This is a genomic window from Clostridium sp. 001 (assembly GCF_019056555.1).
In the GTDB taxonomy this organism is placed as follows: Bacteria; Bacillota; Clostridia; order Clostridiales; family Clostridiaceae; genus Clostridium_B; species Clostridium_B ragsdalei.
The window spans coordinates 1,969,430-1,995,952 of the sequence record NZ_CP020473.1 but is presented as its reverse complement, the minus strand read 5'-3'; the positions used below and the strand labels follow the sequence as shown (position 1 = coordinate 1,995,952).

At 31.2% G+C, this 26,523-nt stretch carries 25 protein-coding genes, 1 tRNA gene and 1 other annotated feature; of the genes, 21 read left to right on the top strand and 5 right to left on the bottom strand.

Annotated elements, in window-relative coordinates; translation table 11 throughout:
* The 3 genes from B5S50_RS09110 to B5S50_RS09100 are packed head-to-tail and all read left to right on the top strand — an operon-like array spanning nucleotide 1 to nucleotide 3,213.
* Nucleotides 1-1,011 carry an electron transfer flavoprotein subunit alpha/FixB family protein gene (locus B5S50_RS09110; protein ID WP_065078425.1) on the top strand — a complete coding sequence of 337 codons (1,011 nt, stop codon included), beginning with the start codon at nucleotides 1-3 and terminating at the stop codon, nucleotides 1,009-1,011.
* 31 nt (nucleotides 1,012-1,042) lie between these two features.
* Nucleotides 1,043-2,758, top strand: coding sequence for a medium-chain fatty-acid--CoA ligase (gene fadK / locus B5S50_RS09105; protein ID WP_065078424.1), 1,716 nt, complete (start codon nucleotides 1,043-1,045; stop codon nucleotides 2,756-2,758).
* Entirely contained in the window at nucleotides 2,686-3,213 is a 528-nt protein-coding gene (locus B5S50_RS09100; RefSeq protein WP_217303631.1) for a hypothetical protein, read from the top strand. The genes fadK and B5S50_RS09100 overlap by 73 nt, the downstream gene beginning before the upstream one ends.
* Here B5S50_RS09100 and B5S50_RS09095 read toward each other — a convergent pair.
* Complete coding sequence (locus B5S50_RS09095; protein WP_065078422.1) at nucleotides 3,197-4,096, bottom strand: LysR family transcriptional regulator; 900 nt, start codon at nucleotides 4,094-4,096, stop codon at nucleotides 3,197-3,199. The two genes, B5S50_RS09100 and B5S50_RS09095, sit on opposite strands and share 17 nt — an antisense overlap.
* Before the next feature lie 321 nt (nucleotides 4,097-4,417).
* Between B5S50_RS09095 and B5S50_RS09090 the strand changes: the two genes are divergently transcribed.
* From B5S50_RS09090 to B5S50_RS09080, 3 genes are all read left to right on the top strand, one after another.
* Complete coding sequence (locus B5S50_RS09090) at nucleotides 4,418-5,725, top strand: MFS transporter (RefSeq protein ID WP_065078421.1); 1,308 nt, start codon at nucleotides 4,418-4,420, stop codon at nucleotides 5,723-5,725.
* A 50-nt stretch (nucleotides 5,726-5,775) separates the two neighbouring features.
* Nucleotides 5,776-6,162, top strand: a complete 387-nt coding sequence (locus tag B5S50_RS09085; RefSeq protein WP_065078420.1) for a thioesterase family protein — start codon at nucleotides 5,776-5,778, stop codon at nucleotides 6,160-6,162.
* Nucleotides 6,163-6,420: 258 nt separating this feature from the next.
* Nucleotides 6,421-6,966 carry an NADH peroxidase gene (locus tag B5S50_RS09080; RefSeq protein ID WP_065078419.1) on the top strand — a complete coding sequence of 182 codons (546 nt, stop codon included), beginning with the start codon at nucleotides 6,421-6,423 and terminating at the stop codon, nucleotides 6,964-6,966.
* 66 nt (nucleotides 6,967-7,032) lie between these two features.
* Here B5S50_RS09080 and B5S50_RS09075 read toward each other — a convergent pair whose 3' ends face one another.
* Nucleotides 7,033-8,307, bottom strand: a complete 1,275-nt coding sequence (locus B5S50_RS09075; protein ID WP_217303630.1) for an Ig-like domain-containing protein — start codon at nucleotides 8,305-8,307, stop codon at nucleotides 7,033-7,035.
* A gap of 406 nt (nucleotides 8,308-8,713) precedes the next feature.
* Here B5S50_RS09075 and B5S50_RS09070 point away from each other — a divergent pair, with 406 nt between their 5' ends.
* From B5S50_RS09070 to nth, 6 genes are all read left to right on the top strand, one after another.
* Nucleotides 8,714-9,541 (top strand): YihY/virulence factor BrkB family protein, encoded by an 828-nt coding sequence (locus B5S50_RS09070; RefSeq protein WP_154104975.1) that lies wholly within the window; start codon nucleotides 8,714-8,716, stop codon nucleotides 9,539-9,541.
* Nucleotides 9,542-9,779: 238 nt separating this feature from the next.
* Nucleotides 9,780-10,020, top strand: a binding site (T-box leader).
* Between the two features lie 88 nt (nucleotides 10,021-10,108).
* Nucleotides 10,109-11,020 carry a cysteine synthase A gene (cysK, locus tag B5S50_RS09065; RefSeq protein ID WP_065078416.1) on the top strand — a complete coding sequence of 304 codons (912 nt, stop codon included), beginning with the start codon at nucleotides 10,109-10,111 and terminating at the stop codon, nucleotides 11,018-11,020.
* Nucleotides 11,021-11,233: 213 nt separating this feature from the next.
* Nucleotides 11,234-11,827, top strand: a complete 594-nt coding sequence (gene epsC / locus B5S50_RS09060) for a serine O-acetyltransferase EpsC (protein WP_217303629.1) — start codon at nucleotides 11,234-11,236, stop codon at nucleotides 11,825-11,827.
* Between the two features lie 25 nt (nucleotides 11,828-11,852).
* On the top strand, nucleotides 11,853-12,830 hold the full coding sequence (gene queG / locus B5S50_RS09055) for a tRNA epoxyqueuosine(34) reductase QueG (RefSeq protein ID WP_065078414.1): 978 nt from the start codon (nucleotides 11,853-11,855) through the stop codon (nucleotides 12,828-12,830).
* Nucleotides 12,831-12,893: 63 nt separating this feature from the next.
* Nucleotides 12,894-13,595 carry a 1-acyl-sn-glycerol-3-phosphate acyltransferase gene (locus B5S50_RS09050; RefSeq protein ID WP_065078413.1) on the top strand — a complete coding sequence of 234 codons (702 nt, stop codon included), beginning with the start codon at nucleotides 12,894-12,896 and terminating at the stop codon, nucleotides 13,593-13,595.
* Between the two features lie 15 nt (nucleotides 13,596-13,610).
* Nucleotides 13,611-14,255 carry an endonuclease III gene (nth, locus tag B5S50_RS09045; protein ID WP_065078412.1) on the top strand — a complete coding sequence of 215 codons (645 nt, stop codon included), beginning with the start codon at nucleotides 13,611-13,613 and terminating at the stop codon, nucleotides 14,253-14,255.
* A 503-nt stretch (nucleotides 14,256-14,758) separates the two neighbouring features.
* On the opposite strand, the gene B5S50_RS09040 is transcribed toward nth, so the two are convergent.
* Nucleotides 14,759-15,997, bottom strand: a complete 1,239-nt coding sequence (locus B5S50_RS09040; RefSeq protein WP_065078411.1) for a competence/damage-inducible protein A — start codon at nucleotides 15,995-15,997, stop codon at nucleotides 14,759-14,761.
* Nucleotides 15,998-16,404: 407 nt separating this feature from the next.
* On the opposite strand from B5S50_RS09040, the gene B5S50_RS09035 reads away from it, so the two are divergent.
* The 7 genes from B5S50_RS09035 to B5S50_RS09005 all read left to right on the top strand — a co-directional run bounded on the left by B5S50_RS09035 (nucleotide 16,405) and on the right by B5S50_RS09005 (nucleotide 22,895).
* The gene (locus B5S50_RS09035; protein ID WP_065078410.1) at nucleotides 16,405-17,562 is read left to right on the top strand and encodes a VanW family protein; all 1,158 of its coding nucleotides are present in this window, start codon (nucleotides 16,405-16,407) and stop codon (nucleotides 17,560-17,562) included.
* Between the two features lie 116 nt (nucleotides 17,563-17,678).
* Complete coding sequence (gene nhaA / locus B5S50_RS09030; protein ID WP_217303628.1) at nucleotides 17,679-18,905, top strand: Na+/H+ antiporter NhaA; 1,227 nt, start codon at nucleotides 17,679-17,681, stop codon at nucleotides 18,903-18,905.
* 174 nt (nucleotides 18,906-19,079) lie between these two features.
* A tRNA-Leu gene (locus tag B5S50_RS09025) sits at nucleotides 19,080-19,166 on the top strand.
* Between the two features lie 543 nt (nucleotides 19,167-19,709).
* A complete protein-coding gene (locus tag B5S50_RS09020) occupies nucleotides 19,710-20,597 on the top strand; it encodes a DMT family transporter (protein WP_065078408.1) in 888 nt (295 codons plus the stop codon).
* 92 nt (nucleotides 20,598-20,689) lie between these two features.
* Complete coding sequence (locus B5S50_RS09015) at nucleotides 20,690-21,220, top strand: hypothetical protein (protein ID WP_217303627.1); 531 nt, start codon at nucleotides 20,690-20,692, stop codon at nucleotides 21,218-21,220.
* 62 nt (nucleotides 21,221-21,282) lie between these two features.
* Nucleotides 21,283-21,894: a glycosyltransferase gene (locus tag B5S50_RS09010; RefSeq protein ID WP_217303626.1), complete on the top strand. Its 612-nt coding sequence runs from the start codon at nucleotides 21,283-21,285 to the stop codon at nucleotides 21,892-21,894.
* A gap of 14 nt (nucleotides 21,895-21,908) precedes the next feature.
* Complete coding sequence (locus B5S50_RS09005; RefSeq protein ID WP_217303624.1) at nucleotides 21,909-22,895, top strand: glycosyltransferase; 987 nt, start codon at nucleotides 21,909-21,911, stop codon at nucleotides 22,893-22,895.
* 35 nt (nucleotides 22,896-22,930) lie between these two features.
* Here the strand turns inward: B5S50_RS09005 and B5S50_RS09000 are convergent, their stop codons facing one another.
* On the bottom strand, nucleotides 22,931-23,548 hold the full coding sequence (locus B5S50_RS09000) for a polysaccharide deacetylase family protein (protein WP_065078404.1): 618 nt from the start codon (nucleotides 23,546-23,548) through the stop codon (nucleotides 22,931-22,933).
* Between the two features lie 87 nt (nucleotides 23,549-23,635).
* On the opposite strand from B5S50_RS09000, the gene B5S50_RS08995 reads away from it, so the two are divergent.
* The gene (locus B5S50_RS08995; RefSeq protein ID WP_065078403.1) at nucleotides 23,636-24,619 is read left to right on the top strand and encodes a glycosyltransferase; all 984 of its coding nucleotides are present in this window, start codon (nucleotides 23,636-23,638) and stop codon (nucleotides 24,617-24,619) included.
* A gap of 15 nt (nucleotides 24,620-24,634) precedes the next feature.
* Here the strand turns inward: B5S50_RS08995 and B5S50_RS08990 are convergent, their stop codons facing one another.
* The gene (locus B5S50_RS08990; protein ID WP_217303792.1) at nucleotides 24,635-25,213 is read right to left on the bottom strand and encodes a hypothetical protein; all 579 of its coding nucleotides are present in this window, start codon (nucleotides 25,211-25,213) and stop codon (nucleotides 24,635-24,637) included.
* 167 nt (nucleotides 25,214-25,380) lie between these two features.
* Between B5S50_RS08990 and B5S50_RS08985 the strand changes: the two genes are divergently transcribed.
* Nucleotides 25,381-26,094, top strand: coding sequence for an N-acetylmuramoyl-L-alanine amidase (locus B5S50_RS08985; RefSeq protein WP_065078401.1), 714 nt, complete (start codon nucleotides 25,381-25,383; stop codon nucleotides 26,092-26,094).
* Nucleotides 26,095-26,523: the final 429 nt, after the last annotated feature.

Sequence of the window (26,523 nt, the reverse complement as noted above, 5' to 3'; positions counted from 1 at the left end):
ATGAATTTCGATGAGTATAAAGACGTATGGGTATTTATAGAATGCTTTCAGGGACAACCAAAGAACGTTGGTTTTGAACTGCTGGGACAAGGTAGAATTTTAGCAGATGGCCTAAAGCAGAAATTATGTGCCGTAGTAATAGGCAGTGATGTAGAAGATGCAGTTAAGGGTGCAAGCAGTCATGGAGCAGATAAAGTTTATGTTGTACAGGGAGAAGAATATAAAAATTATTCTTCAGATGTATATGGAGATGCATTTTTAAAACTTTGTCACAAGTATAACCCAAATACCATTTTAATAGGTGCCACTATAAGGGGCAGAGAACTTGGTTCTAAAATTGCAGTTAGCTTGAGAACAGGTCTTACTGCAGATTGTACTGCTTTAAGTGTAGAAGAGGATACTGGAAATGTTGTATGGGAAAGACCTGCTTTTGGAGGCAATCTCTATGCACAGATACTTTGCAGTGATACCAGACCACAGATGGGAACTGTAAGACCTGGTGCCTTTAAGAAACCACAGGAAAATGAAAATAACCGTCCAGAAATTATTAAAGAGACTATTAATATAGACAAAGATTCTATTTTAACAAAAGTAGTTGACTTTATTAAAGCCCAAGAAGATTCTGGTGTTAAACTTGAAGAGGCAGAATATATAGTATCCGGCGGTAGAGGAATGAAAAATGGAGAAAACTTTAAGATGTTACAAGAGCTTGCAGATTTACTTGGCGGAACAGTTGGAGCATCAAGAGCTGCTGTAGATTCTGGATGGATTCCACAGACAAAGCAGGTAGGGCAGACAGGTAAAACAGTTTCTCCAAAAGTATATATTGCATGTGGAATTTCCGGTGCCGTGCAGCATTTAGCTGGAATGAGCTCTTCAGATACAATTATTGCAATTAATAAAGATGAAACTGCACCAATATTTGAAGTAGCAGATTATTGTATAGTAGGAGACCTATTTGAAGTCGTTCCAGCACTTATAAAGGAAATTAGTTCAGTAAAAAATCTTTAATTGTGTTCTTTTTATAAGGAGATATGACGTGATGGATGAAATTAAAATAAATGATAGCCAAAAAAAATTGTATGAAAAAATGGGCTATTGGGGTAAAAAAACACTCTTAGATTACTGGAATACGTCGGTAAAAAGGTATAGAGATAAGGAATTTGTAGTAGATGATAGAGGATACCGCTATACCTATGGACAATTAGATGAAAAAGCAGGTATTATTGCTTCCTATTTTCTCAGTATTGGAGTAAAGCCTCTAGATGTTATTTCTTTTCAAATACCAATATGGAGTGAATTTGTAATTGTTACTATTGCATGCATGAAGGTGGGAGCTGTTGTTAACCCAATTGGTATGTGCTATAGTGGTCGAGAAGTTTCGTATCTCTTAAATTTATGTAAAAGTAGAGTTTTTCTCTGTCCTACATATTACAACAAGACAAATTATGAAAAATTGATTCTATCAGTCGAAAAGGACGTAAAAAGTTTAAAACACATTGTATTACTTGACAACCTAAAGGAAAAAGAAAGCAGCATCGCTACTTTGACACAAATATTATCATCATATTTTCCAATAAAGTTAAAAGATGAAGTAAGAGTTAATAGTAATGATGTTGCAGCTGTTCTTTGTACATCTGGCACTACTGGATGTGCAAAGGGGGCTATGATGACGCATAACAACATAATATTTAGTGAGAAATACTTTAGTAAGGAACTTGGTCTTACAAAAGATGATATCATGTTTATGCCGGCGCCTTTAAATCATGCAACTGGGTTTCACCATGGAATTATTGCACCTATGCTCATGGGATCAAAAGTGGTTTTACAGCAAAAGTTTAAAAGTAGAAAAGCAATAAACCTTATGAATAGAGAAAAATGCACCTGGTCAATGGGAGCTACACCATTTATATATGATATTTTAAAGAATATTAGAGAGGATAAACTTTACCTTAGTTCGTTAAAATTTTATCTTTGTGGTGGGGCTGTGGTACCGGAAGAAATGGCAAGGCAAGCCTATGAATATGGAATAAAGATATGTGAAGTTTATGGATCTACAGAAAGTGTTCCACATGTATTTGTAAGACCTGATGAAAATATTGAGTTAACATTTGGTACTGCAGGAAGGCCTATGGAAGGGGTAGAAATTCGAATTGTAGATGAAAATAGAAAAGAAATACTACCTGGAAATCTAGGGGAAGAAGCATCAAGAGGTCCAAATGTATTTGTAGGATATATAGGTGATAAATCAGCTACAAATAAGGTACTGGATGATGAAGGATGGTTTTATAGTGGAGATCTATGTGTAAGCGATACAAGTGGAAATATTAATATCATTGGACGAAAGAAAGACATAATTGTTAGGGGCGGTGAAAACCTCAACTCAAATCATATAAGTCAGTATATTTCAAAATTTCCGCTAATTAAGGATGAGGCAGTTATTGGAATGCCTGATAAGCGTCTTGGTGAACGAATTTGCGCTTATGTTGTATTAGAAAAAGGAGTTCATTTTCTGGAATTAGGAGAACTTTTAGAGTATATGAGGAAAGAAAAGATTCCAAAACGGTATTGGCCAGAACATCTGGAGATTATAGATAAAATTCCGAGAACTGATAGTGGTAAGGTGAAAAAAAATTTATTGGCAAAGGATTTGAAAGTTCGTATGGGTAGACAGGAGGAGTCAAGTTGGAAGGGCGAGAATTTGGTCCAAGAAGATCAAGAGAAACAACAAAACCAAGGGTTGTGTGCCCCAAGTTAATATTTTATCATTGTAAACATTGTGGTAGCGTTTTTCAACTAACAAGTATGAGGAAAGAAATTTCTCCAATGTGTTGTGATGAAAAAATGGAGATGCTTTCTACAAAAGATCCATCAGAGATTTCAGATGATATAATTATTGATTACAAAATTACAGGAGGATACAATGAAAATGTGGTAGAAGTTTTTTGGAAAATAAAGAATGAAACCACTTCTCTCGAATGGATTTATCTTAGAACATTTACAGGAGGACAGTTAAAATATGTGACAAATCCTAAAAAGACATCTTTTGTATTTGCTTTAGCAGATGAAGATTCTTATGTTTACTGTGACGAAGATCCATGCCTTGAATGTACTTTTAGATGTAAAAGGGGATTTGAAATTTATGCATATATAAAAGATAAAGTAATTGTTAAAATCCCTTTAGAGAGAATGCATGCTAATTGGCAGTCTTAATTTTACGAATTTTGCTTTTTTTAATCATATAGTCTGCAAACATTTTTACAGCCATGGTGTGGTAAATATTATTATTATACGCCATATATACTGTACGTGTATTATTTGGTGTATCTAGTTTTATAATTTTTAACTTATGAAATTGGAGTAAAAAAGAAGTACGCGCAGTAATAGCAGCCACATTTGTTGAACATACCATTCCACCAATAGTTATTTCATCGTCAAAATCATAACTTACATGAAGGTTGTAGGGTTTTAAGAGTTCCGTTATAGTTTTACCAATAGGCAAACTTTGTCGATATGTGATTAATGGATAGTCGCCGATATCTTGTAGACCAATGATTTTTTCTTTTGCCAATGGATGTTTATCGTTTACAACAAGAACAAGTTCTTGAGTAAGAATTGGAACAAACTCGATATTAGGCTCATTCTCTAAAATGGAACAGAAACCGATATCGTATTTTTCAGACTTGATTCCCTCTATAACATCTAAAGTCATGCCGGTAAAAATATTAAATTTAGTTTTTGAGTTCACAGTATCTAAATACCCATTTACTATATTTGGTAAAAAGTCCCCACATAAGGTAGGGATGCATCCTATATCAATAATCCCTCCAATAATACCAGATGATTCTTTTAAACAATCAATACCTTTTTCTAATTCACCTAAAGAGTTGCATACGTATTGATAAAAGACTTTTCCGTATTTTGTAAGCTTGATTTTTCGACCTTGCCTATGAAATAATTCTATACCAAGTTCTTCTTCTAAAGACGAAATCGCCCCGCTTAAACTTGGTTGTGTTATATATAGTTCTTTTGCGGCATGTGTAAAATGTTGTAATTGTGCTAATTTTCTAAAGTAATACAGTTGATTTAAGTTCATGTTATGCCTCCATACCAGTATATATTAGATTTTTTAGTGTACATTGTTATTGTAGCATAAATTTATAAAAAAATATAGAATTTTATATAAATTTGTACAAAATTGTATAATAATATATAATTTTTGAACTTAAAATGATAGAATATAGATATTTTTAAAATTTCATTAAAAATTTAACTTTTATTTTTGAAAGAACTTTTAGATTTATAACGTTCTTTAATTGAGATATTCTGTTTAAGAATATTAAGCTATTTATTTTTCAATCATTTCGAAATTCCACGAGTAACTAAAATTTCTATAATAAATTTAGGAGGGTTTTTTATGAGTGATTCAAAAAGAACGAATGTACGTTGGGCAGTGGCAGTTGTATTGTCACTTTCCTATATGGTAATGTTTTTAGGTAGAACTGTATTTTCTGTATCTGGACCTAGTATAATGAAGGAGTATGGATGGACTTCTACACAATTTGGATATGCTTCCACTGCATTTTTTATTGGGTACATGATTAGTATGATACCATCAGGTGCTATTGCTGATAAGTACGGAGCTACCAAGGTATTAATTATAAGTCTGCTATTATCTGGAATATTTACTTTCTTTACACCAATCATTGGAATTTCTATTGGACTTATGATTTTGGTTCGTGTCTTTGAAGGTATCGCACAGGGATGTATTGTTCCAGGTGCAATGTCGAATTTAGGAAGATGGATTCCAAAGAAAGAATCTGGTATTGCATGTGGTTTGGTACAGGCAGGATGTCCTTTAGGTTCTGCAATCACTATATATTTGGCAGCAGCATTACTCCCAATTATTGGATGGAAAAAGCTATTTTTCGTATATGCATTGTTCTTCCCAATATGGTGTATTATATGGGCGCTAATTGGTAAATCTGATCCATCTGAGCATAAGAAAGTTAACAAAGCAGAGCTTGCTTATATTCATCAGAAGGAAAAAGTTCAAGCAGTAGTAATGAACACAGACATTACAAAGTCGGATGTTTTGAGAACTCCTGCTGTATGGTTTATGTGTTTGTCTTATGCATGTGCTACCTATATGTATTTCTTTTGCACTACATGGCTTCCAAATTATTTTATTATTGGTCGTGGTATGAAAATCAGCGCAGGAGCCGTTCCTTATATAGTAGGGTTCTTTACTTATTTTATTGGCGGATTTGTTGCAGATGCAGCTTCCAATAAATTTGGAGATAAAATTGGACGTAAACTAGTACAGGTAGTTGGTATGATTGGTGCAGCAGTTCTTATTTTCTTAGGTGCCAGTGCAACTAATCCAACTATTGTAATTGCGGCTGTATCATTATCCTATGGATTTCTTTGCTTGACTATGAGTGGTTATTTTTCTGTAGCACCTTCTATCTGTCCTACACTTGCTGGTGTTTATGCTGGTCTTGCAGGAGTTCTAGGTTCCATTGCTGGAATACTTGCACCAACTATAACTGGTATTGTAGTTGACGCTGGCTTAAAAGCTGGTGCAAATAATGCTACTGCATATGGTTATGCATTATGGATATGTGCAGGTATATGTGCTTTAGGTTCCATTTTAGCCTTAGTGGCAAAGCTTGACCCGATAAAACATAGAGCTGTTGAAGAAGATAAAATTGTTAAAGATTAATAAAGATAAAGGTATAACGTAAAATTTTTACACAAGGGGTTGGTGACCAAATGGATTTTAGCAAGCTATTTAAAGTTGGAAGCACGTATGTTAGTGAGTATATAGTAAAGCCTGAAGATACAGCTAACTTTATTGGAAATAAAGGTGTTGTTATGTTATCTACGCCTGCTATGATAAAGTATATGGAATATACAACTTTACATATAGTAGACAATGTTATACCTAAAAATTATAGACCTGTTGGAACTAAAATTGACGTTGAACATATAAAACCAATACCTGCAAATATGAAAGTTATTATAAAAGTAACATTAATATCAATTGAAGGTAAAAAACTGCGTTATAATGTAGAAGCTTTCAATGAAAAAAATTGTAAAGTAGGGTTTGGAATATACGAACAACAGATAGTTAATTTAGAACAATTTTTAAATAAATAGTAGAAATTAATAAAACCGATAAATTTTTTGAGTTATTTAGGATAAAAATATATATGAAGCATTTGTTTAAAGGTTTTAAAATTGAACCTTCTAATCAAGTAAGAATAAATACATTATGGGTATACCTATAATGTATTTATTTCATATAAAATGAAAATTATTTTATAAAAGCTATTGCAAATTAATAATTAATATTATATAATGATTTATGTCAAGGGAAATGAAAATTATATGAAATAACTTAAGGAGGAATTTTAAATGAAAAAGTTTGTTTGTGCTGTTTGTGGATATGTTTATGAAGGTGAAAATCCACCAGAAAAATGTCCTGTATGTGGTGCACCATCAGATAAATTTGTTGAAAAGGCAGAAGGCGAAATTAGTTGGGCAGATGAACATAAAGTAGGCGTTGCTAAAGGTGTAGATGAAAAAGTATTAGAAGAATTGAGAGCTAGCTTTACTGGAGAATGTTCTGAAGTAGGAATGTACCTTGCTATGAGTCGTCAAGCTGATAGAGAAGGTTATCCAGAAGTTGCAGAAGCATATAAGAGAATAGCTTTTGAAGAAGCAGATCATGCAGCTAAATTTGCAGAATTATTGGGAGAAGTAGTATTACCTGATACAAAGAAAAATCTGCAGATGAGAGTAGATGCAGAGACAGGTGCTTGTAAAGGTAAAAAGGATTTAGCTACTTTAGCTAAAAAGTTAAACTATGATGCAATTCATGATACAGTACATGAAATGTGTAAAGACGAAGCAAGACATGGAGCTGCTTTCCAGGGATTGTTGAATAGATACTTTAAATAAACAGTAGTCATCGGATAAATGCAAAGGACTGATACACTAATTAGTGTATCAGTCCCTTTTTATACTCTATGCTAAATACATAAAATAAGATATACAATCTTTTGTTGGAGTTTCAAAATCTATGTTTCTCTTATGGTAGGCATCACCGGTGTAGTCATAACCTTGATTATCACAAATATAAGCATAATCAAAACTTTTTGGATCTACCCACTTCATGAATGTATATGTATGAGTAGGGCCGCTTCCATAAGAAGTAGTAAAGCATATATCTCCTGGCAAAAGTTTAGATAAATCTGTAGAAGTTTGCCATCCTCTGCTTCCAAGTTGAGATGTAAGTTGATTGGTATTTGCTACATATTCCGGAAGATCAGTCATTCCGGCTCTTCTAAGAGCTTCACTTGCATAATATACACAGTTATTACTTGTAATTCCACCATGAAGTTCAATAGCTCTGTCTAGCACAGATTGTCTATTATCATAATTCATAAGATAATTATAAAGGTTTGTCCCAATTTGAGATTGAATTCTATAGTCGTTCATAATAGATGGTACAGGTTCAAATGCTTTTATAGTTAAATTTAACGTTACTGGTTTACTATATCCATCAACAGTACCTGTATAAGCATATACACCTGGTATGCTTGTCATGTCTACAGACTTGTTCCAAGATACATTTACAGAAGTAGTAGTATCATTTGACATTTTAGCAGTTACCTGTGTAGGTAAGGTGTATTCATCTTCCTGATTTATAGTTACACTTATGTTATCTATAGAAGATATAACTGGTGCTGTTTTAAATTCTACTATAGTAGGATTTTTAAGTGTTCTGTTGTATCTGGATACTATATTCCCACTTATAGTTAAGGTATAGTCTGTGTCTGGATTACAAGCATTCGTAGGTGATACAATAACGGACATTCCGTAATCTGTTGAAGAAAAAGCTAGTGGAACTTCAGTATTATTATTGTCAACTAGTCTTATTTTACCACCTAAGGAATTTACATCTACTGGTTGGTTAAAGCTTATCTTCCACTTTTTGCTTACAGGAATACTAACTTTTACAATGGTATTGTAGTTTGTACTTTGGCCCACGTTTGAATTAGCTTTTTCTGGAGTATTGTTCTCGCTGGTACTTTTATCATAGCTGCTATTAGTGTTACCATCAATAGTTTTTGAATTAGAAATATCTTTATTAGTATCTAAACTAGTTGAAGCGGTAACAGTTGATACGTCAGAAGACTTGTCCATATTATTTGCAGCTAATGCAATTGTGCAGTGAGAGCCTTGAGCAATTGCATAAATTCCGCAAAATAATACGAAGTTTTTAATAAGTTTCTTCACTTTTTAATCGCTTCTTTCTATTTTGATTTTAATTTATGTAAAAAATATGCCATATCTATTAACTTAAATTTTATCCCATTACTCCACCGAACTTTGTAAAAATAATTTGCACAAAATCATAGACTTTAGTTCTCTGTTTTTTTCAAGGCGGGGTAAAGAATAGATGTATCTCTAGATAAGTTCAATAGATTTAGGCATATTTGCTTATAATTTTTCATGTAAAAGGGCAAAATTATAATAACAAATAAGAGTATAGCATAATATTAATATATAGTCTATATAGCGGATAATATACAATATTCTGAAGGCGTATAGACGATTAAATTAAGGTATTTTCAAAGAAATAGCCATCCAGTCAGTATGATAGCCTTTTTTCTTTCAAATGCCTAAAAGAGGAGAATTTTCTTTGAAGGAAAGAGCATTTAGTAAATTAAAGGAATTTATTTTTAGATTTATACAAGATGATGTATTAGCGCTGGCTTCACAACTTGCATATAGCTTATTATTTTCTATTTTCCCTTTTTTAGTATTTTTTATAAGCCTTATAGGGTATAGTGATATAAGTAGTAATGATATATTGCTAATTTTAAGTAATGTATTGCCTAAAAATGCACTGGAATTAATAGAAAATACAGTAGTTAAAACTGCTAATAGCAAAAATATAGAACTTTTATGCTTAAGCTTGATTCTTACACTATGGGCGCTATCAGGTGGATTTCATGCTGTTATAAAAGGATTGAATAAAGCATATGATCAAAGAGAAACTAGATCCATATTTAAGATATATATTATATCTATACTATGCACCCTAGGAGTAACTTTAATAATATTATGTACTTTATTGTTTTTAGTATTTGGGCAAATGCTTGGAAGTTTTTTAGCTTTTAAGTTAGGGCTTTCCGAGGGATTTGGCTTTTTATGGAATATATTACGATATGTTATTATATTTTTTGGAACCATATTTATATTTGCAGCAGTCTATATTTCTACTCCAAATGTAAGGCTTACGTGGAGAAAGGTATTACCAGGTGCTGTTTTTTCAACTATAGGTATCGTAATAGCTTCTATGGGTTTTGCCTTTTATGTGAATAATTTTGGAAATTATTCTAAAATTTATGGAAGTATAGGAGCTGTAATAATCCTCTTAACTTGGCTTTTTATTTTATCTACAATAACTATTTTAGGAGGAGAGTTTAACTCAGTATTATTTAAAAAAGAAAAAAATAGATTTTAGCTGTGCTTTCCGTGTATCAGCACACTTGCTTGTATAAATTTTCTAAAGCTGTATCAAGTACTTCTTAGGTTCAGGTGGAGTTCTTATAGTTATGACTTTCTCCAGCTCAACCTTATAGAAGATGGTGGTGTTAGCAATGGTAAGCATAGGACAAAAAAGTTTTATATAAAATTAAAAATATTATTGACAAAAATTTAGGTAGTTGTATAATATAAATATAAATCATAGTAAAACACTCAAGAATACTTTGAAAAAGAAAAGTAACTTAAATTAAATTTTGCAGAGAAGAAACGGTTGGTGAAAGTTTCTAAATTAAGTTTAAGTGAAGTGCCCTTTGGAGTTATGTGGTCGAATTAATAGTAGATTACATCGGGTTCACCCGTTATAGTGATAGAACATAGCGCTGTGTTCGATTGAGAGTTGGATTTTTTAAAAATCTAATTAGAGTGGAACCACGGAGTATAAACTCCGTCTCTATATAACATATAGAGACGGAGTTTTTTGATTTCAAAGTAAATTTCATGCTTAAAATATTAATTATTATATAAAATTTTGGGAGGTACTAAAATGATATTTACTAATGCTATAGATATGATAGGTAATACACCTTTGTTTAAACTTGATAATTTTAAAAATGAGGATACAGCTGATATATATGTTAAACTTGAAAAATTCAATCCTGGTGGAAGTATTAAAGACAGAGCTGCTCTTGGCATGGTTGAAAGAGCTGAAAGAGAAGGACTCTTAAAAAAAGGTGACACAATAGTGGAGCCAACTAGCGGTAATATGGGAATAGCTCTTGCAATGATAGGAAAATTAAAAGGATATAAAGTTACAATTGTAATGCCAGAAACTATGAGTGTAGAGAGAAGAAATATGATAAAGGCTTATGGTGCAGAATTAGTTTTAACAGATGGAGCTAAGGGCATGAAGGGAGCTATAGAGAAATCCTATGAAATTGGCAAAGGTAAAGAAGGTTACTATATACCACAACAATTTATAAATACTGCTAATCCTAAAAAGCATTATGAAACTACAGCAGAGGAAATTTTAAAGGATTTAAAAGATGTAGATGCCTTTGTAGCTGGTGTTGGTACTGGAGGAACAGCAATAGGAGTGGGAGAAAACTTAAAAAAGCACAATAAAGCTGTAAAGGTAGTTGCAGTAGAGCCAGCAGGTTCACCAGTTCTATCAGGAGGTAAAACTGGAGCTCATAAAATACAAGGTATAGGGGCAGGATTTGTACCTGATATTTACAAATCAGAAGTTGTAGATGAGATCATAACTATAACAGATGAAGAAGCTTTTAAATATGCTAAACTTATGGGAAAAGAAGAGGGAATACTAGTTGGTATATCTTCAGGAGCTAATATAGCTGCAGCAATTCAGGTGGCGAAAAAACTTGGAAAAGGTAAAAAAGTAGTAACTGTAGCACCAGATGGAGGAGAGAAATATCTATCCATGGGATTATATGATTAGTATGTAATTCAATCAATTCACAGTTCACAATTTTGGTAGATTTTTATCTACGAGTGTTATGAAAAATCTAAAAACTAAGTAGTATGAACATTAAATTTTTAGATTTTCTGTAATAGCAGAAAATCATCCTTAATTGTGCATCGTGAATTGATTACTTAGTATTACTTTCATGTTAAGTCAAAATTTGAGCAATAGATTTGAAAGGAGAAAACAATGAGAAACCCATTTAAGCTATTAACTTATGATATTAAAAATGCTATGAAAAATGATCCAGCGGCTAGGAATCCGTTAGAGGTTTTTATATTATATCCCTTTATTCATACTTTGATACAGTATAGAATAGCACATTTTTTTTATAACAAGAAATGTTTCTTTATTGCTAGGTTAATATCACAAATTGCTAGGGGTTTAACTGGAATAGAAATACACCCAGGAGCTAAAATAGGAAAAGGATTATTTATAGATCATGGAATGGGTGTGGTTATAGGTGAAACTGCAGAGGTTGGAGATAATGTAACGCTTTACCATGGAGTCACTTTAGGAGGAACAGGAAAGGATACAGGAAAAAGGCATCCTACAGTAGGAAATAACGTATTTATAGGAAGTGGAGCAAAACTTTTAGGGCCAATAGTTGTAGGCGATAATGTAAAAGTAGGTGCAAATTCAGTAGTTTTGAAGGATATACCAGCAAATTGTACTGTGGTAGGTATACCAGCTAAAGTAGTTAAGGCTGAAAGTAATACTGTTATAGAAATAAAAGACTATGCAGGAAGAAGAAAAAAGATATATAATGAAATGATAATATAATTTCTATAATAAGCAGGTGAAAGGTTTGAACTATAAAGAAGATATATTGAGTTACTGTAATAAGATTGGATTGGATACTGTAGGATTTACAAAATGCAGAATATTCACCGAATTAAAAGATTGTTTTAAATATAGAAAAGAAAATTTGCTTGAAAATGAATTCGAAGAAAAGAATATTGAAAATAGAGTTAATCCATATGTGTATATGGATGGGGGAAAGACAATAGTATCCATTGCCTTTCCCTATTTATTTGAAAAACAAGATGAGGAAAATATAAGCTTTTCTCTATATACTAGAGGAAAGGACTACCATGTAGTAGCACGTTATTATTTACAAAAAGTGTGTAATTTTATAAAGGGTTTAGGGGGAAAAGCTGTATACTTTGTAGATAGCAATTCCTTGCCTGAGAGATATATAGCTTTTCAGTGTGGAATAGGGTTTATAGGAAAAAACAATATGATTATTACAGAGAAATATGGATCTTATGTTTTTTTAGGAGAAATAATAACTGATATAAAAGTAGAAGCTGATACCCCACTAGAAAGTAAGTGTGGCAGCTGTAATTTATGCCAAACATCGTGTCCTACAGGTGCTTTGCTTGAAGATAAAAATTCTAATATATGCATGTCATATATAACTCAAAAAAAACATATAGATAATAAATGGTTTTCACAATTTCAAGGAAGATTATTTGGATGTGATACTTGCCAAAAAGTATGTCCATATAATAGTAAGGTCGCTTTTTCTAATATACAGGATTTTAAGCCTTTTGATTTTATGAGTAGAGTTGATTTAAATGAAATTATAGATATGGATAAAAAAGAATTTGCAGAGAAATACAAAAACACATCCTGTGGATGGAGAGGTAAAAATATTATTCAGAGAAATGCAATTATAAATATGATTACATTAAATAAAAGTATTAATTTGGAATATAAAAACATAAGGTCAACCTATGTAAGAGATTATTATGATAGACTTTTACAGGTTTTAAAATTATAATTTATATTAGAGAGGTACATTTAAAAAAGTATACCATATATAAAAAGAAAGGTGGATTTATTTATGATTTCTCCATGGATGGTCAAGCTAATGGGACATCTTCCTAAAGGATTTTTAGCGTATATTTCAAAAAAGGTATTAGGTGGTTACTTAAATAGATGTGCAGATATAAAAGTAAAAGGCATTGAAAATTTAAATGAAGTGGAAAGACCTGTAATATTTATCTGCAATCATTTAAGCAATTCTGATGCTCTTGTATTAAGTAGAGTACTTAAATCAGAAAACCTGACTTTTGTAGCAGGTAAAAAATTGAATCAAAATTCTTTAACTCAGCTTGGCATGTGTATTACAAAAACTATTGACATAAAACCAAATAGTGCAGACAAGGATGCCATATCTAAAATTATAAAAACTGTAAAGAACGGAGATAATATACTGATATTCCCTGAGGGAACGAGAAGTAGAACAGCAAGCTTAGCAAAAGGGAGGAAAGGGGTAGTTTTAATACAGAAGTTAACTAAGGCTGCAATTCTTCCTATCGGTATCTCTGGTACTGAAAAACTTTTACCTATAAGCGACAAGGATATGGCTCTAGAAAGTTTTCATAATGCAGAGGTAAATGTGAATATAGGAAAGCAGATAGATATACCGCCCCAAGATAAAGGTGAAAACAAACATGTATATGAAGACAGAATATCAGATTTATTTATGAAAAAAATAGCAGAACTTTTGCCTGAACAATATAGAGGAGTATACAAGTCTTAATGAAGGTGATAAAAGTTGGATAAACAAAATATAGATAATATATTGAAAGTACTGAAAGAAACCTATCCAGAAGCAAAATGTGCATTGAATTTTGGGTCTCCTTATGAATTGCTAGTGTCCACTATGCTTTCAGCTCAATGCACCGATGTAAGAGTGAATAAAGTTACATCAGAATTGTATAAACAATATAATACTCCTGAAAAAATGATATCTTTAACAGAGGAAGAATTAGGAGAAAAGATAAAAAGCTGTGGCTTTTTTAGAAATAAAAGCAAGAATATACTTTCAACTAGCAGAGAACTTGTTGAAAAGTACGGTGGAGAGGTACCACATACTATGGAACAATTGATAGAACTTCCAGGAGTGGGCAGAAAAACTGCGGATGTTGTTTTGTCAAACGCCTTTGGAGTTCCAGCAATTGCAGTGGATACTCATGTATTTAGAGTATCAAATAGACTTGGAATTGCAAAAGGAACTACTCCCAACAAAGTAGAAATGGAACTTATGAAAAATATACCCAAAAGTATGTGGAGTGATTCACATCATTATTTAATATGGCATGGAAGGCGCATATGTAAGTCAAGAAAACCTGATTGTGAACATTGCCCTCTAGCCCCTTACTGTGAATACTTCAATCATCCAGAGGAAACTAAGTCTTGAAGTTTAGAATTTACATAGAGTTTCTAAGTAAAAATCACTTTATGCTCCAAATATTTTTACAACATTCATCACGTTAAATATTTTGATAAGACTAAGCAAAAAAATTAAAAAAATACTGAGAACTTTTGAAAACTCGTACCTCAAACAATTCAAAAGTTCTAGATTTTTTAAAATTTTTTTACTAAGACTTATATACAAAATATTTAAAAGTGCTTCATTATTGTAAAAATATTTCTGCACATAAAGTGATTTTTAAGTTAGAAAACTTATGTACAGTTTCTAAATAAAAGTTTTTTTGAAAATAACAGAGTTCAAATAACAAAGAACAGATAAAGATGATTTCCCTCGTACCTCAGGAAATCTATAATTTTAATATTTTCTGACGTTAGGAAGAAAATTATCCTTATTTGATATTTGAACTTTGAACTTTTTCAGTTTAAAAATATTGTTTCACAATTTTTTTAAACTGAAAAAGTTGAGTATTCAACTTTTACTTATAAACTCTACAAATTTATAATGTGCCTTCTTATCAAATCAAGGGCGGTCATAGTAGCCCTTTGTCTTACCACATCTCTGCTTCCAAAGAATTGGCACTTCTTAACATAAGTCTCTCCGTTTATATAAAGTCCTATATATACTAGACCTACAGGTTTTTCGTAAGTACCACCGCCAGGACCTGCAATTCCTGTAGTAGCTATGCCTATATCTGTATTTGCTGTTTTAGCTATACCTTCTGCCATTTCTTTTGCAGTCTCAGAACTAACAGCACTAAATTTGTCTAGGGTATCCTTTTTTACTCCTAGTCTTTTCATTTTGGCCTCGTTGCTATAAGTGACAGCACCTTCTTTAAATACAGCAGATATGCCAGGATAATTTACAAGTCTTGCTGCTATTAACCCACCAGTACATGATTCTGCAGAGGATATAGTTAAACCTTTATTTATCAATAATTTTCCTATAACATCTTCCATAGTGTCATCATCTTCACCATATATATTTATCCCTAGTTTTTCTCTAATTTTAGATTCTACAGGTTTTATAAGCTCTACAGCTTCTTCTTCTGTATTTGCCCGTGTAGTAATTCTAAGTATTGTATCATTTTCTTTTGCATAAGGAGCTACAGTGGGGTTTACACTATTATTTATAAGATCTGATACACTTTCAGCCATAGAACTTTCTCCCATACCACAAACTCTCAGCGTTTTAGATTTTATTACTCCATTACTGTATTTTTTTAAGAATGGTACTACATAATTTTGAAACATAGGCTTTGCCTCTTTTGGAGGTCCAGGAAGTATTATTAAAATTTTCCCGTTTTGCTCCATACAACAGCCAGGAGCCGTACCATGTGGATTAGGAAGTATAGAAGCACCTTCAGGAAAGTAAGCTTGTTTTATATTATTGCCTTCTAAATTTAGTTTTCCCATTTTCTTAAAATAAGATTCTAATTGGGTAAGTGAACTTTTATCTAAGATCATTTCCTTATTGAAGTATTTAGCACTAGTTTCTTTAGTTAGATCATCTTGTGTAGGTCCAAGCCCTCCAGTTGTAATTATGATGTCAGCTCTTTCAAAAGACTTCTTAAACTCATCTAAAAGTCTCTGAGGATTATCTCCAACAACAGATTGGTGATACACTTCTATACCAAGATCAGCTAATCCTTTGGAAATAAATTGTGCATTTGTATTTACTATATCTCCAAGTAAAATCTCTGTACCAACGCATAATATCTCAGCTTTCATTTATGTACTACCTCCATATCTAAGTATATTTGAAAAACAAACATACTTTTATGATAGCATAAAAGTTATGCTTATTTAATAATAATTAACTCAACTTTCGTACATATAAAATTTTGACCTAATATAAAAACTTTGTGAAGCAAAGCTTTGCAAGTTAAGAATTAATAATGAAAAGTTAATAGTGAAGGATGATTTTTAGCTGTTGCAAAAAATCTTTAAATTTATATAAGTCAGTGTTTAGTAATGTTTTGCTTTAGCAAAACGAGCATTCAAAAATTTAATTAAAGATTTTTTGTAGTGTAACGGAAAGAAATCCACATTAACTATTAATTAAATTAATAATTCTTATATATAAAAGCTATTACTCTATAGTATAATAACTATGTGAAAATAAAGAGGTGATAATTATGAGTGCAAAAAGAAGAACTAGGAAGTCAAAGAGAAAGTCAGGCGGAACATTAAAAATATTAGGTTTAGCTGCCTTAACTATTTTTTTGAGTATAAGTTGCGGATTTATAGTATATCATTATAATGATATAAAATACTGGGATAACTTAATTTATCCTAGAGTTTCTATAAATAATACGGATCTTTCTGCAAAAACTAAAGATCAGGCTAAGAGTATAATGAGCAGCGGATATTTAAATAAATTTCAACAGAAACAAATTACTATAACTGCAGGAAATAAAAGTTATGAATTACCTTATTCTAGTTTAAGTTTTACGAATAACTTGGATGATACGGTAAAGTTGGCCTATTCTTATGGAAAAAGCAGCAATATATTTAAAAAATATGAATTATTAAAGAATCCTAAAAATGTAAACTATAATTTGAAATTTTCTTATGACACTAAAGTTATAGATAATATGGTAGATAAAATTGCAAGTGAAGTTGATACAGAACCTGTGAATGCATCTCTTGAAATGGGAGGAGTGAAATTTTCAGTAATACCACAGAAAGATGGGGCTAAAGTAGATAAAGAAGCTTTGAAAAAAGATATTGAATCTAAAATAGATAATAATTCAGATCAGGATTTAACTGTAAAAGCGGTACTCAAAACTACTAAAGCTAAAATAAAGGAAGATGACCTTAAACCTGTGGACACATTAATATCTAGTTTTAGTACAGCCTATGGCGGCATATCTTCTGGCGAAAGAGCAAATAACATATCACTTGCTACTAGCAGCATAAATGGACATGTAGTAATGCCAGGAGATACTTTTAGTTTCAATGATGTTGTAGGTCAGAGAACTGCAGCCAAAGGATATGAGGCAGCTCCTGTTATTATTGGAGATAAAGTGGAGTCAGGACTTGGCGGGGGAATATGTCAGGTATCTACGACGCTTTATAATGCAGTTGCTAAAGCAGGACTTACATCTACGGAAAGGACTCACCATACTATGCCTGTTCATTATGTTCCTGAAGGAATGGATGCTACGGTAGATTACGGAAACATAGATTATAAATTTAGAAATGATTTTAAATATCCTATATACATACAAAGTTATACTTCAGGTGGCAGCATAGTATTTAATTTATATTCCAATTCGTCAGTATCAAAATAAAATCATAAGTTTTTTGTAAAAATTTATTAAATGATTTGTAATATGTTTTTTAACTTTTAGGATATAACTAATAAAAGGAGAGTTTAATATATGAAATAAATAAGGGAAGAGTAGATATGAAAAGTAAAATTCATAACAAGATTATAACTCCACTTTTATATTTTTTGCAGAGTGAGTCTGCTAGCGGTGTAATACTATTAATTTTTGCCATCATTGCAATAATAATTACTAATTCTAAAGTTAATGCAATATATAGTCATATACTGCATACCTATATAACTATTGGATATAAAGATATATCCTTATCAATGTCAGTTCTTCACTGGATTAATGATGGGTTAATGGCTATATTCTTTTTTGTAATTGGTATGGAGATTAAAAGAGAGTTGGTAATTGGAGAACTTAAATCTTTAAAGAAAACTATACTTCCTGTTGGTGCTGCTATAGGAGGTATGATTGTACCTGCAATTATTTACGTATTATTTAATTATAAAGAACCAACTAGTACAGGATGGGGAATTCCAATGGCTACAGATATTGCATTTACTTTAGGAGTACTTTCTTTGGTAGGCAAAAAAGCATCGAAAGGAATTATAATTTTTCTTACGGCTTTAGCTATAGTTGATGATTTAGGAGCTATTCTTGTAATTGCAATATTTTATACCAGTAGAATATCATGGACATATCTTTTTATAGGTATGATCATTCTTATAGTTCTTATACTAGCAAATAGATTTAAGGTAAGATTTGTTTCCGTTTTTATTATGTTGGGAACTATATTATGGATTAGTCTGCTTAAATCTGGTGTGCATTCAACAATTGCAGGTGTACTGCTTGGAATGACAATACCAACAGGAAAAGATAGAGAAGAATTCAAAAAATCAATGTTATATAAACTAGAACATGCACTATTGCCATGGTCTTCCTTTGTAATTATGCCCATATTTGCTTTAGCAAATTCAGGTGTAGTTATTAATATTAATGATTTTTCAACGCTTGTATCAACGCCTGTTAGTTTAGGAATTATATTTGGACTTTTTTTAGGGAAACAACTGGGTATATTCGGGGTTTCATATTTGTTATTAAAATTTAAAATTGCTAAGCTTCCTTATCAAGTAACAAAAATACATTTATACGGTGCAAGTGTGCTTGCTGGTATTGGATTTACGATGTCATTATTTGTTTCATCTTTATCTTTTTCAGATGAGACTATATTATCTATAGCAAAAATTAGCATAATAATGGCTTCAATTTTATCTGCAATATTTGGTATAATAGTTTTTAAATTTATAAAACCTCAAAGTAAAGTAGAACCTAATACAAAACAAGAATTTAGTAATTAAATGTTATTTAATATTTGAGAAGTTTATTGAATAACTTAAAATGTTCAGTTAAAAACGGTTTATATAAAATGGAGTGTAAAACAGTTATGCTTGTTTTCCAGGCTTTGCTGTGATATACTGTTAAAGGAATAAGTGAGCACTTTTAAAGAAAAGTTGTGCTAACTGTGTAATCGTGCGGATATGGCGGAACTGGCAGACGCGCTAGATTCAGGTTCTAGTGAGGGAAACTTCATGCAGGTTCAAGTCCTGTTATCCGCACCAAATGAATGCTTAATGGCATTCATTAATGAGTTAAGAATGTATTATAGTTATAACAAGTGAATATGATAATTATAGGATTATTGAGGTCGGAAATGGTTCCCGACACACTCGAAAGAGTACCTGAGATGATGGATACACCGCCCATCCGATAATCCAAACGTATATAAGGCCTCTGATTGATGTTAGGGGTCTTTTGCTATGCCTAAATTTTTTAAAAATTAACATATAACTTTAGCTAAAAATTTTAAGAAGTTTATAGATATATAGAGTAGATTAAATAGAATAGTATATTAAATTTTGCTGTGATATACTAAAATATAAATATATAGCAAATAAGTTCTAGTGATAAACTTATGGATGTTTAGTTTATTTACATCATGATATTATGAAAGGTGGAAAAAATATATATGTATTTTTCAGATTTATTTGAAAACGATCAACCAGTTGTATCTCTATAATCTAAGATGAAGGTTAATTGTTTGATTAAAATACCTTCTCTTAGATGTCAACTTATATAAATGTAAGAAGATGGAGGTATTAATAATGAAAAAAAGATTGATTGGATCAATATGCTTATTTTTAGCAGCTTGTATATGGGGTGGAATGTATGTAGTTAGTAAATATATACTGAAGTTTATTTCTCCAATTACACTTGTGTGGATTAGATATGCAATTGCTTTTGTAGTTCTATTTTTAATACTTATGTTTTTTGATTATAAAAAAGGATGTAAGGTAGTTATAAAAAAGAAGGACTGGCTTCTCATTGCATGGATAGGTTTTATAGGATATTTTATTTCTATATGCCTCCAGTTTATGGGCACAAAATTATCAGATGCCCATATGGGATCATTAATTACAGCGTCTACACCTGTATTTGTGATTATATTTGCCAGATTCATACTTAAGGAGTTATTTACAAAGAAAAAAATAATTTCTCTTATACTTGCTACTTTTGGTGTCATCATAGTTATTGGATTGGATTCCATGTTTATGAAACATCTTTTAGGAAATATAATTCTTGTTGGAGCTGCTGTGACCTGGGCGTTATTGTCTGTTTATGTAAAAATAGCATCTAAGCGATTTGATTCACTGATTATAACTACATATGCAATGTTATTTGCTTTAATATTTACCACTCCATTTATGCTTATGCAGCATAATAACTTTGCATTAATACTAAATAACAGAAATCTTATACTTGGGGTTATTTATCTTGGAGTTGTATCTACAGCAGGAGCATTTTTTTTGTGGAATAAAGGTATTGAGCTTATGGATGCAGGAATTGGATCGCTATTTTTATTTTTTCAGCCTGTTACGGGTTCAATTTTTGGATGGCTCTACCTACACGAGCAGCTTACATTTGGCTTTTTTATAGGTGGGATACTTATAGTAGCTGCAGTGGTTATAGCTACTACAGGTGCGGATAATTGATAAAATTAGAAACTTTTTAACATGCGGATACTTTAAAACATATCTTATAATGTGAGCTAAATTTGAGGCTATTTAGTGAATAGGTGAATGATATGGATAAAGTGGGTATTACTGAATCGGATAATTTTATAATTCAAGTTAGTGAAATAATAACCTATAATGAAGGGTACTATGATACTATAAACAGAAATGATGGTACTTCATCAAGTATAGGAATATTACAGTGGAATGGCTATAGAGCGAAAAACTTATTGAAAATTATTATAAGTAAAAATGAAGAACAAGCTAAGGCAATTTTAGATGGAACTACTATTCTGGCTGATATAAATAAAGATGATGATTTCTGGAATAGCAAGATATTGGATGATATAGAGTGTGAAAAGATAAGTGAATTATTAAGAACTGAAGAAGGAATGAAATGTCAATATGAACTGAGAATGAGAGATGTAAAAGCTTATATAAATCATGGGAAAAGTCTCGGCATAAAGGACGAAAAGGCACTAGCATATTTTGCAGATTTGGAAAACCAACTTGGATGTTATATGGCGGAAAATATAATAAAGAGTATTGACAGCGGAAAAGAATTAACTATTTATGAAATTTTGCAAGCATCTGTATCATAGTTTTTACTATATGTAAGGAAAAAGTAGATTATTTCAAAAAATTAGGAATTAAAGCAGCACACTTGGGTTTTGGATATCACGAAAGTGTTCATCATCCTGTAGATAGCTGTGATAAATACAAAGTATCTATTGCAGTTGTTGCAAATGGCTATGATAAATATATTGAAGCTCACCCGGACTGCTGCAGAAATGCTTCTCTTAAAGTTCTTGTAAATCCAATTTTAAAAAATAATATGCGTATTGACTTTTGGGGTAGATATTGGGATAAAATGAATTCTATTGTCAACTTTGATATACCAAAGGAATGGATTCATGGATATTTACCTTATACTGAAGCCAATAAAGTTTATAGCTCTGCAGATATAGTAATAGGACTTCAGAATAGACAGCTTACACAGAGAACGTATGAAATTTTAGCTTCAGAAGGATTTTTACTTACTAATGATACGCAGGTGGTGAAACAATTATTTAAAAATGGTAGAGATTTAGTTATATCTTCTTCAGAAGAAGAAACTTTAAAGCTAGTGGACTACTATTTATCTCATCCGAAAGAACGGGAAAAAATACGTAAAAATGGCAGAAAGGCAGTGGAATGCTGCAGCTACAAATATAAAGCTGAATATATTATTAAAGTTTTAAAAGAACAAAAAATATTGCCTATAAATATTAAATAGATTTTTAAAGGAGGATGTGTTTTAATGCGTATAATTTTTTTTTAGGTGGTAATATATGGCGGTATACTTTGCCTGAGGGCCTTATTGAAGCAGGGCATGAAGTTGAAATTGTAGAGCCATTTAGTGAGGAAAATGTTAAAAATAAAATATTAAAGTTTAAGCCGGATTTATCCATGAGCATTGGTTGGGGAACTGAACAGCGTATTAAGAATCAACTTATCATGAGACAATGTGTAAAAACTGCAAAACTGCCTCATGTCTATTGGTCTATTGAAGATCCTGCATATACATTTATTTTTTCACTACCGCTTATACAGAGGCTTCAACCTGATTTCGTATTTAGTATCTCCAATTCCACAGTTGATTTTTATAGAAAAATGGGGATTAAAGCAGCTTATATGGATTTTGGCTTTTCTCCTAAAATTCATAAGTATACTCAATGTGATGAAAATTATAAAGCTTCAATTTCTTTAGTTGCTAATGCATATCCCAATGTACTAAAGAATTATCCTGATCATTATAGACGTATTTCCATGGAGACACTTATTGTTCCGTTGTTAAAAAATAATATAAGAATTGATTTTTGGGGAAACAATTGGGATAAGGTAAAATCTTATGTAAAATGTGATATACCAAAAGAATGGATTCATGGGCATATACCTTATAAAGATGCAAATAAAGTTTACTGTTCTTCTAAAATAGTATTGGGATTGCAAAATTATCCTGATCAGCTCACACAAAGGACTTATGAAATATTGGCATCGGGCGGATTCCTTTTAACTTCTAATACAGCTGCAGTGAGGCAATTATTTAAATCTGGTAGAGAGTTAGCTGCATCTTCCTCTCCTGAAAAAACTTTATCTCTTGTAAGATATTATTTGAATAATTCTAGGGAGAGAAAAAGAATAGCTGATTGTGGTAAAAGGAGTGTATTAGGTAATAGCTATAAAGACAGAGCTGAATATATGATAAAAATATTAAAAAATTATCATATAATATGAAAAAGGCTGCCGTAGAAAGATTTCTACAGCAGTTTTTATTTTAATATTTCACTTACTGTTATCAATTTATATTTTCTAGCTTCCAAGTTTTCAATAATTCTATCAGTAGCTGCTGCTGTATTATTGCCAGCAATATGCATAAGCACAATAGCACCATTTTTAGCTTTACATAATACCTTATTTACTATTACTTGCATAGGTGGCAGAGCCCAATCTATGGGATCAATACTCCAGTAAATGCTGTACTTATACCCGGCTTCACCAACAGCTTTTAAAACTTCGTCATTCCAATGGCCAAAAGGTTCTCTAAACAATGTAGTTTTTATTCCTGTTATATTATAGATGGCTTTTTCTCCATCTATAATGTTTTTAATCATATCATTATAGGGTATCTTTCTCATGTCGGGATGATCAAATGAGTGATTGCCAATTTCATGACCTTCTGAAACTATTTTATTTGCTAGTTTAGGAAATTTATTTACCCAAAATCCTGTCATAAAAAATGTGCATCTTATTTGATGTTTTCTTAATACTTTTAGTATTTCTTCAGTTTCCGAATCTTCAAAACCAGCATCGTAAGTAAGTGCAATTTGTATTTTATCGGTATTCCCATGGCATATAAGGATAGAAGGGGATATGGATTGTATATTCAAAGTATGTTCACCTCTAATTTCAATATCATATAATTTATGTACTACATATTATGATATTAAATAAAAAAAGTTCGAGGTGAGTGTATATTGAAAGTTCTATTTTTCCAAAACCATCCTATGTGGATACATGGACTTCCTAATGGATTTCAGGATCTTGGACATGAAGTAAAAGTATCTGGTGAATTGACGAAAGAAAATGTTGAGCAAATGATTTTAAATTTTAAACCCGATTTAGTAATCACTATTGGATGGACTAATGAAACTGTCGGTGAAAAAGTAAATTGGATAAGAAAATATATTAAGTTATATAAAATTACTCATATTTATTGGGCTACAGAAGATCCTACTCACACTTTTAGCTTTACATTACCTTTAATTCAGAAAATGCAGCCAGACTTTGTTTTTACTATCTGCCAGGAAAGAGTAGATTATTATAAAAAATTAGGAATTAAAGCTGCACATCTGGATTTTGGTTTCCACCCAAGTGTGCATTATTTTACAGGAGTACAAGATAAATATCACTGTTCTATTGCTGTAGTTGCTAATGGATATCCTAAAAATCTCACACTGTACCCAAATCATTATAGAATACAATCTATAAAAACCCTTATTGCACCTCTTGTAAAAGAGAATATTAGAATTGACTTCTTTGGATGGGGATGGGAAAATCTATCATTTATATTAGGGCAAGATATACCTAAAGAATGGATTCATGGATATTTAGATTATACACTAGCAAATCAGGTTTACAGCTCTTCTGATATAATACTGGGAATACAGAATCATCGTACTCAGGTTACCCAGAGAACTTATGAAATTCTAGCTTCTAGGGGATTCTTAATTACATCAGATACTCCTAAAATAAGGAGCTTATTTACTCCTGAAAAAGATTTGGTAGTATCTTCCTCACCGCAGGAAACATTAGATTTAGTTAAGTATTATTTAAAAGAAAAAGATAAATGTGATGAAATACGGAAGCAGGGTCAAAAATCAGTATCTATTCATCACTATAAATATAGAGCTAAGGAAATGTTAGACATATTAAAAATTGAAAAATTGTTGCCAGTATAAGATTTAAAAATGCTATTACATGGCTTTTTCTTGTAACAGCATTTTTTCTATAGTATTATATATTTCATTCCAATTTAATACCCTGGTGATATTTTGATTTAAAGGAAGGCGGTTGTAGTTTGTGTCTACTAGTAGTACTTTAAAGTTACTTTTAGATAATTCAATGGCATTTTCATAACTATCTTCTATAAATATATCACAGTTTAAATTTTTAGCTGTACCTACCTTATGAGCAGAACCAAGGACGTAAACGCCATCGTAAGGTATTTCATATTTATTCAAATATTTGTGTGTTACAATTTCCAGACATTTTTCACGAGCAGTTACAAAATAAATATTATTTAATTCTGCTAGTTTCTGTATAACTTCTACGGCATCTTTTCTTATTGTCTCTTCACTATGAAGTTCAAATTTGATTTTATTGTAAAAATCAGTATACTCATCTCTTGTTATTCCAATAATTTTATGAAGTTCATATTGTGTTACTTCATCGGCAGTTATATTCTTATTAAAGTATTTATTGGCACTTTCTATCCAGTAATATGGATCTGTAATTGTTCCATCAATGTCTATACATATATTCATATTTTTGATACCTCCTATACAAATATACTAATATATAATTATTAATAGGATATTAAAACAAAATTAAATCTGTGTAAAAATATAATTTGGTAGAAGAATAATATTAACTGGAATATTAAGGAAAAAAATGATATAATGTACATATCATAAAAAAACGAAAAAGGGACAGTGATATTATGAGGATTGACAGCAGAAAAAAGTTAATGTTTTCCTGCATTTTTTTAATTTTGATAATGTTTATTTTTGGAAAAAATATTAAAATATTGAATCAAGTTAACTCTATGAAGGTAGCTGCATCTCCTATAGTTAAAATGTCAAATAATCATAGTTCATCTAAAAAGTATCGTATAGTACTTGACCCTGGTCACGGAGGAATAGATAGAGGGACAAGCTATGGAAATATGAGTGAAAAGGACTTAACTTTAAAGATAGCAAAGTATGCTCAGTCTTACTTAAAGAATCAGGGAGATGTAGTACTTTTGACTCGTGATAAGGACAAGCTAGTACCACTTAAAGAAATAGGCAACAAAACAAATTCTTCTCATGCAGATGTTTTTGTTTCAATTCACGTAAATTCTTTAAATGATAAAAATTTTAATGGAATAACTGCATTATATTATGATGTAAATGGATATCAAAAATCTGAAAGGATAAGATTAGCAAAAACAATAGAAAGTCAGGCAGTAAAAAATGATGGTTGGGAAAGTAAGGGCATAAGAAGACAAAACCTAGCAGTACTAAGATATAGCAAAATACCTGGGGTACTTATGGAATGTGGATTTATAACTAATGATGAGGATAGAAAAAGGTTGTCAAATGATGATGTGTTAAAAAGACTTGCAAAAAATATTTCAGATGGCATAATAAAGTATTTAAATGAAAATCCTTAATAACTGTAGAGTTTCTAGACATGAAATTTGACTTATACAAATCATGTAATGACAAATTTCAGCACCATAAAAACTTTTAATAAGTCTAAAGTTCGGTATTTAGAAAATCTAAGGAGCTTAGCTAAACTCGTACCTCAGACATACCTAAGCCCCTAAGATTTTCTAAAATATCTCGCTAAGACTTATGGAAAAGTTTTTAAAGGTGCTTTCAATTTTGTTATTACATTTTATGTATAAGTTCAAATTTCAATTAGAAACCTTAAGTATTTTAACTTAAAAATCAACTTATACGCAGGCATATTTTTACAATAATGAAGTTCTTTTAAATATTTTGTATATAAGTCTTGGAAAAAATTCGTAAAAACTTAGAACTTTTGAATTGTTTGAGGTACGAGTTTTCAAAAGTTCTTAGCTTTTTTAGAATTTTTT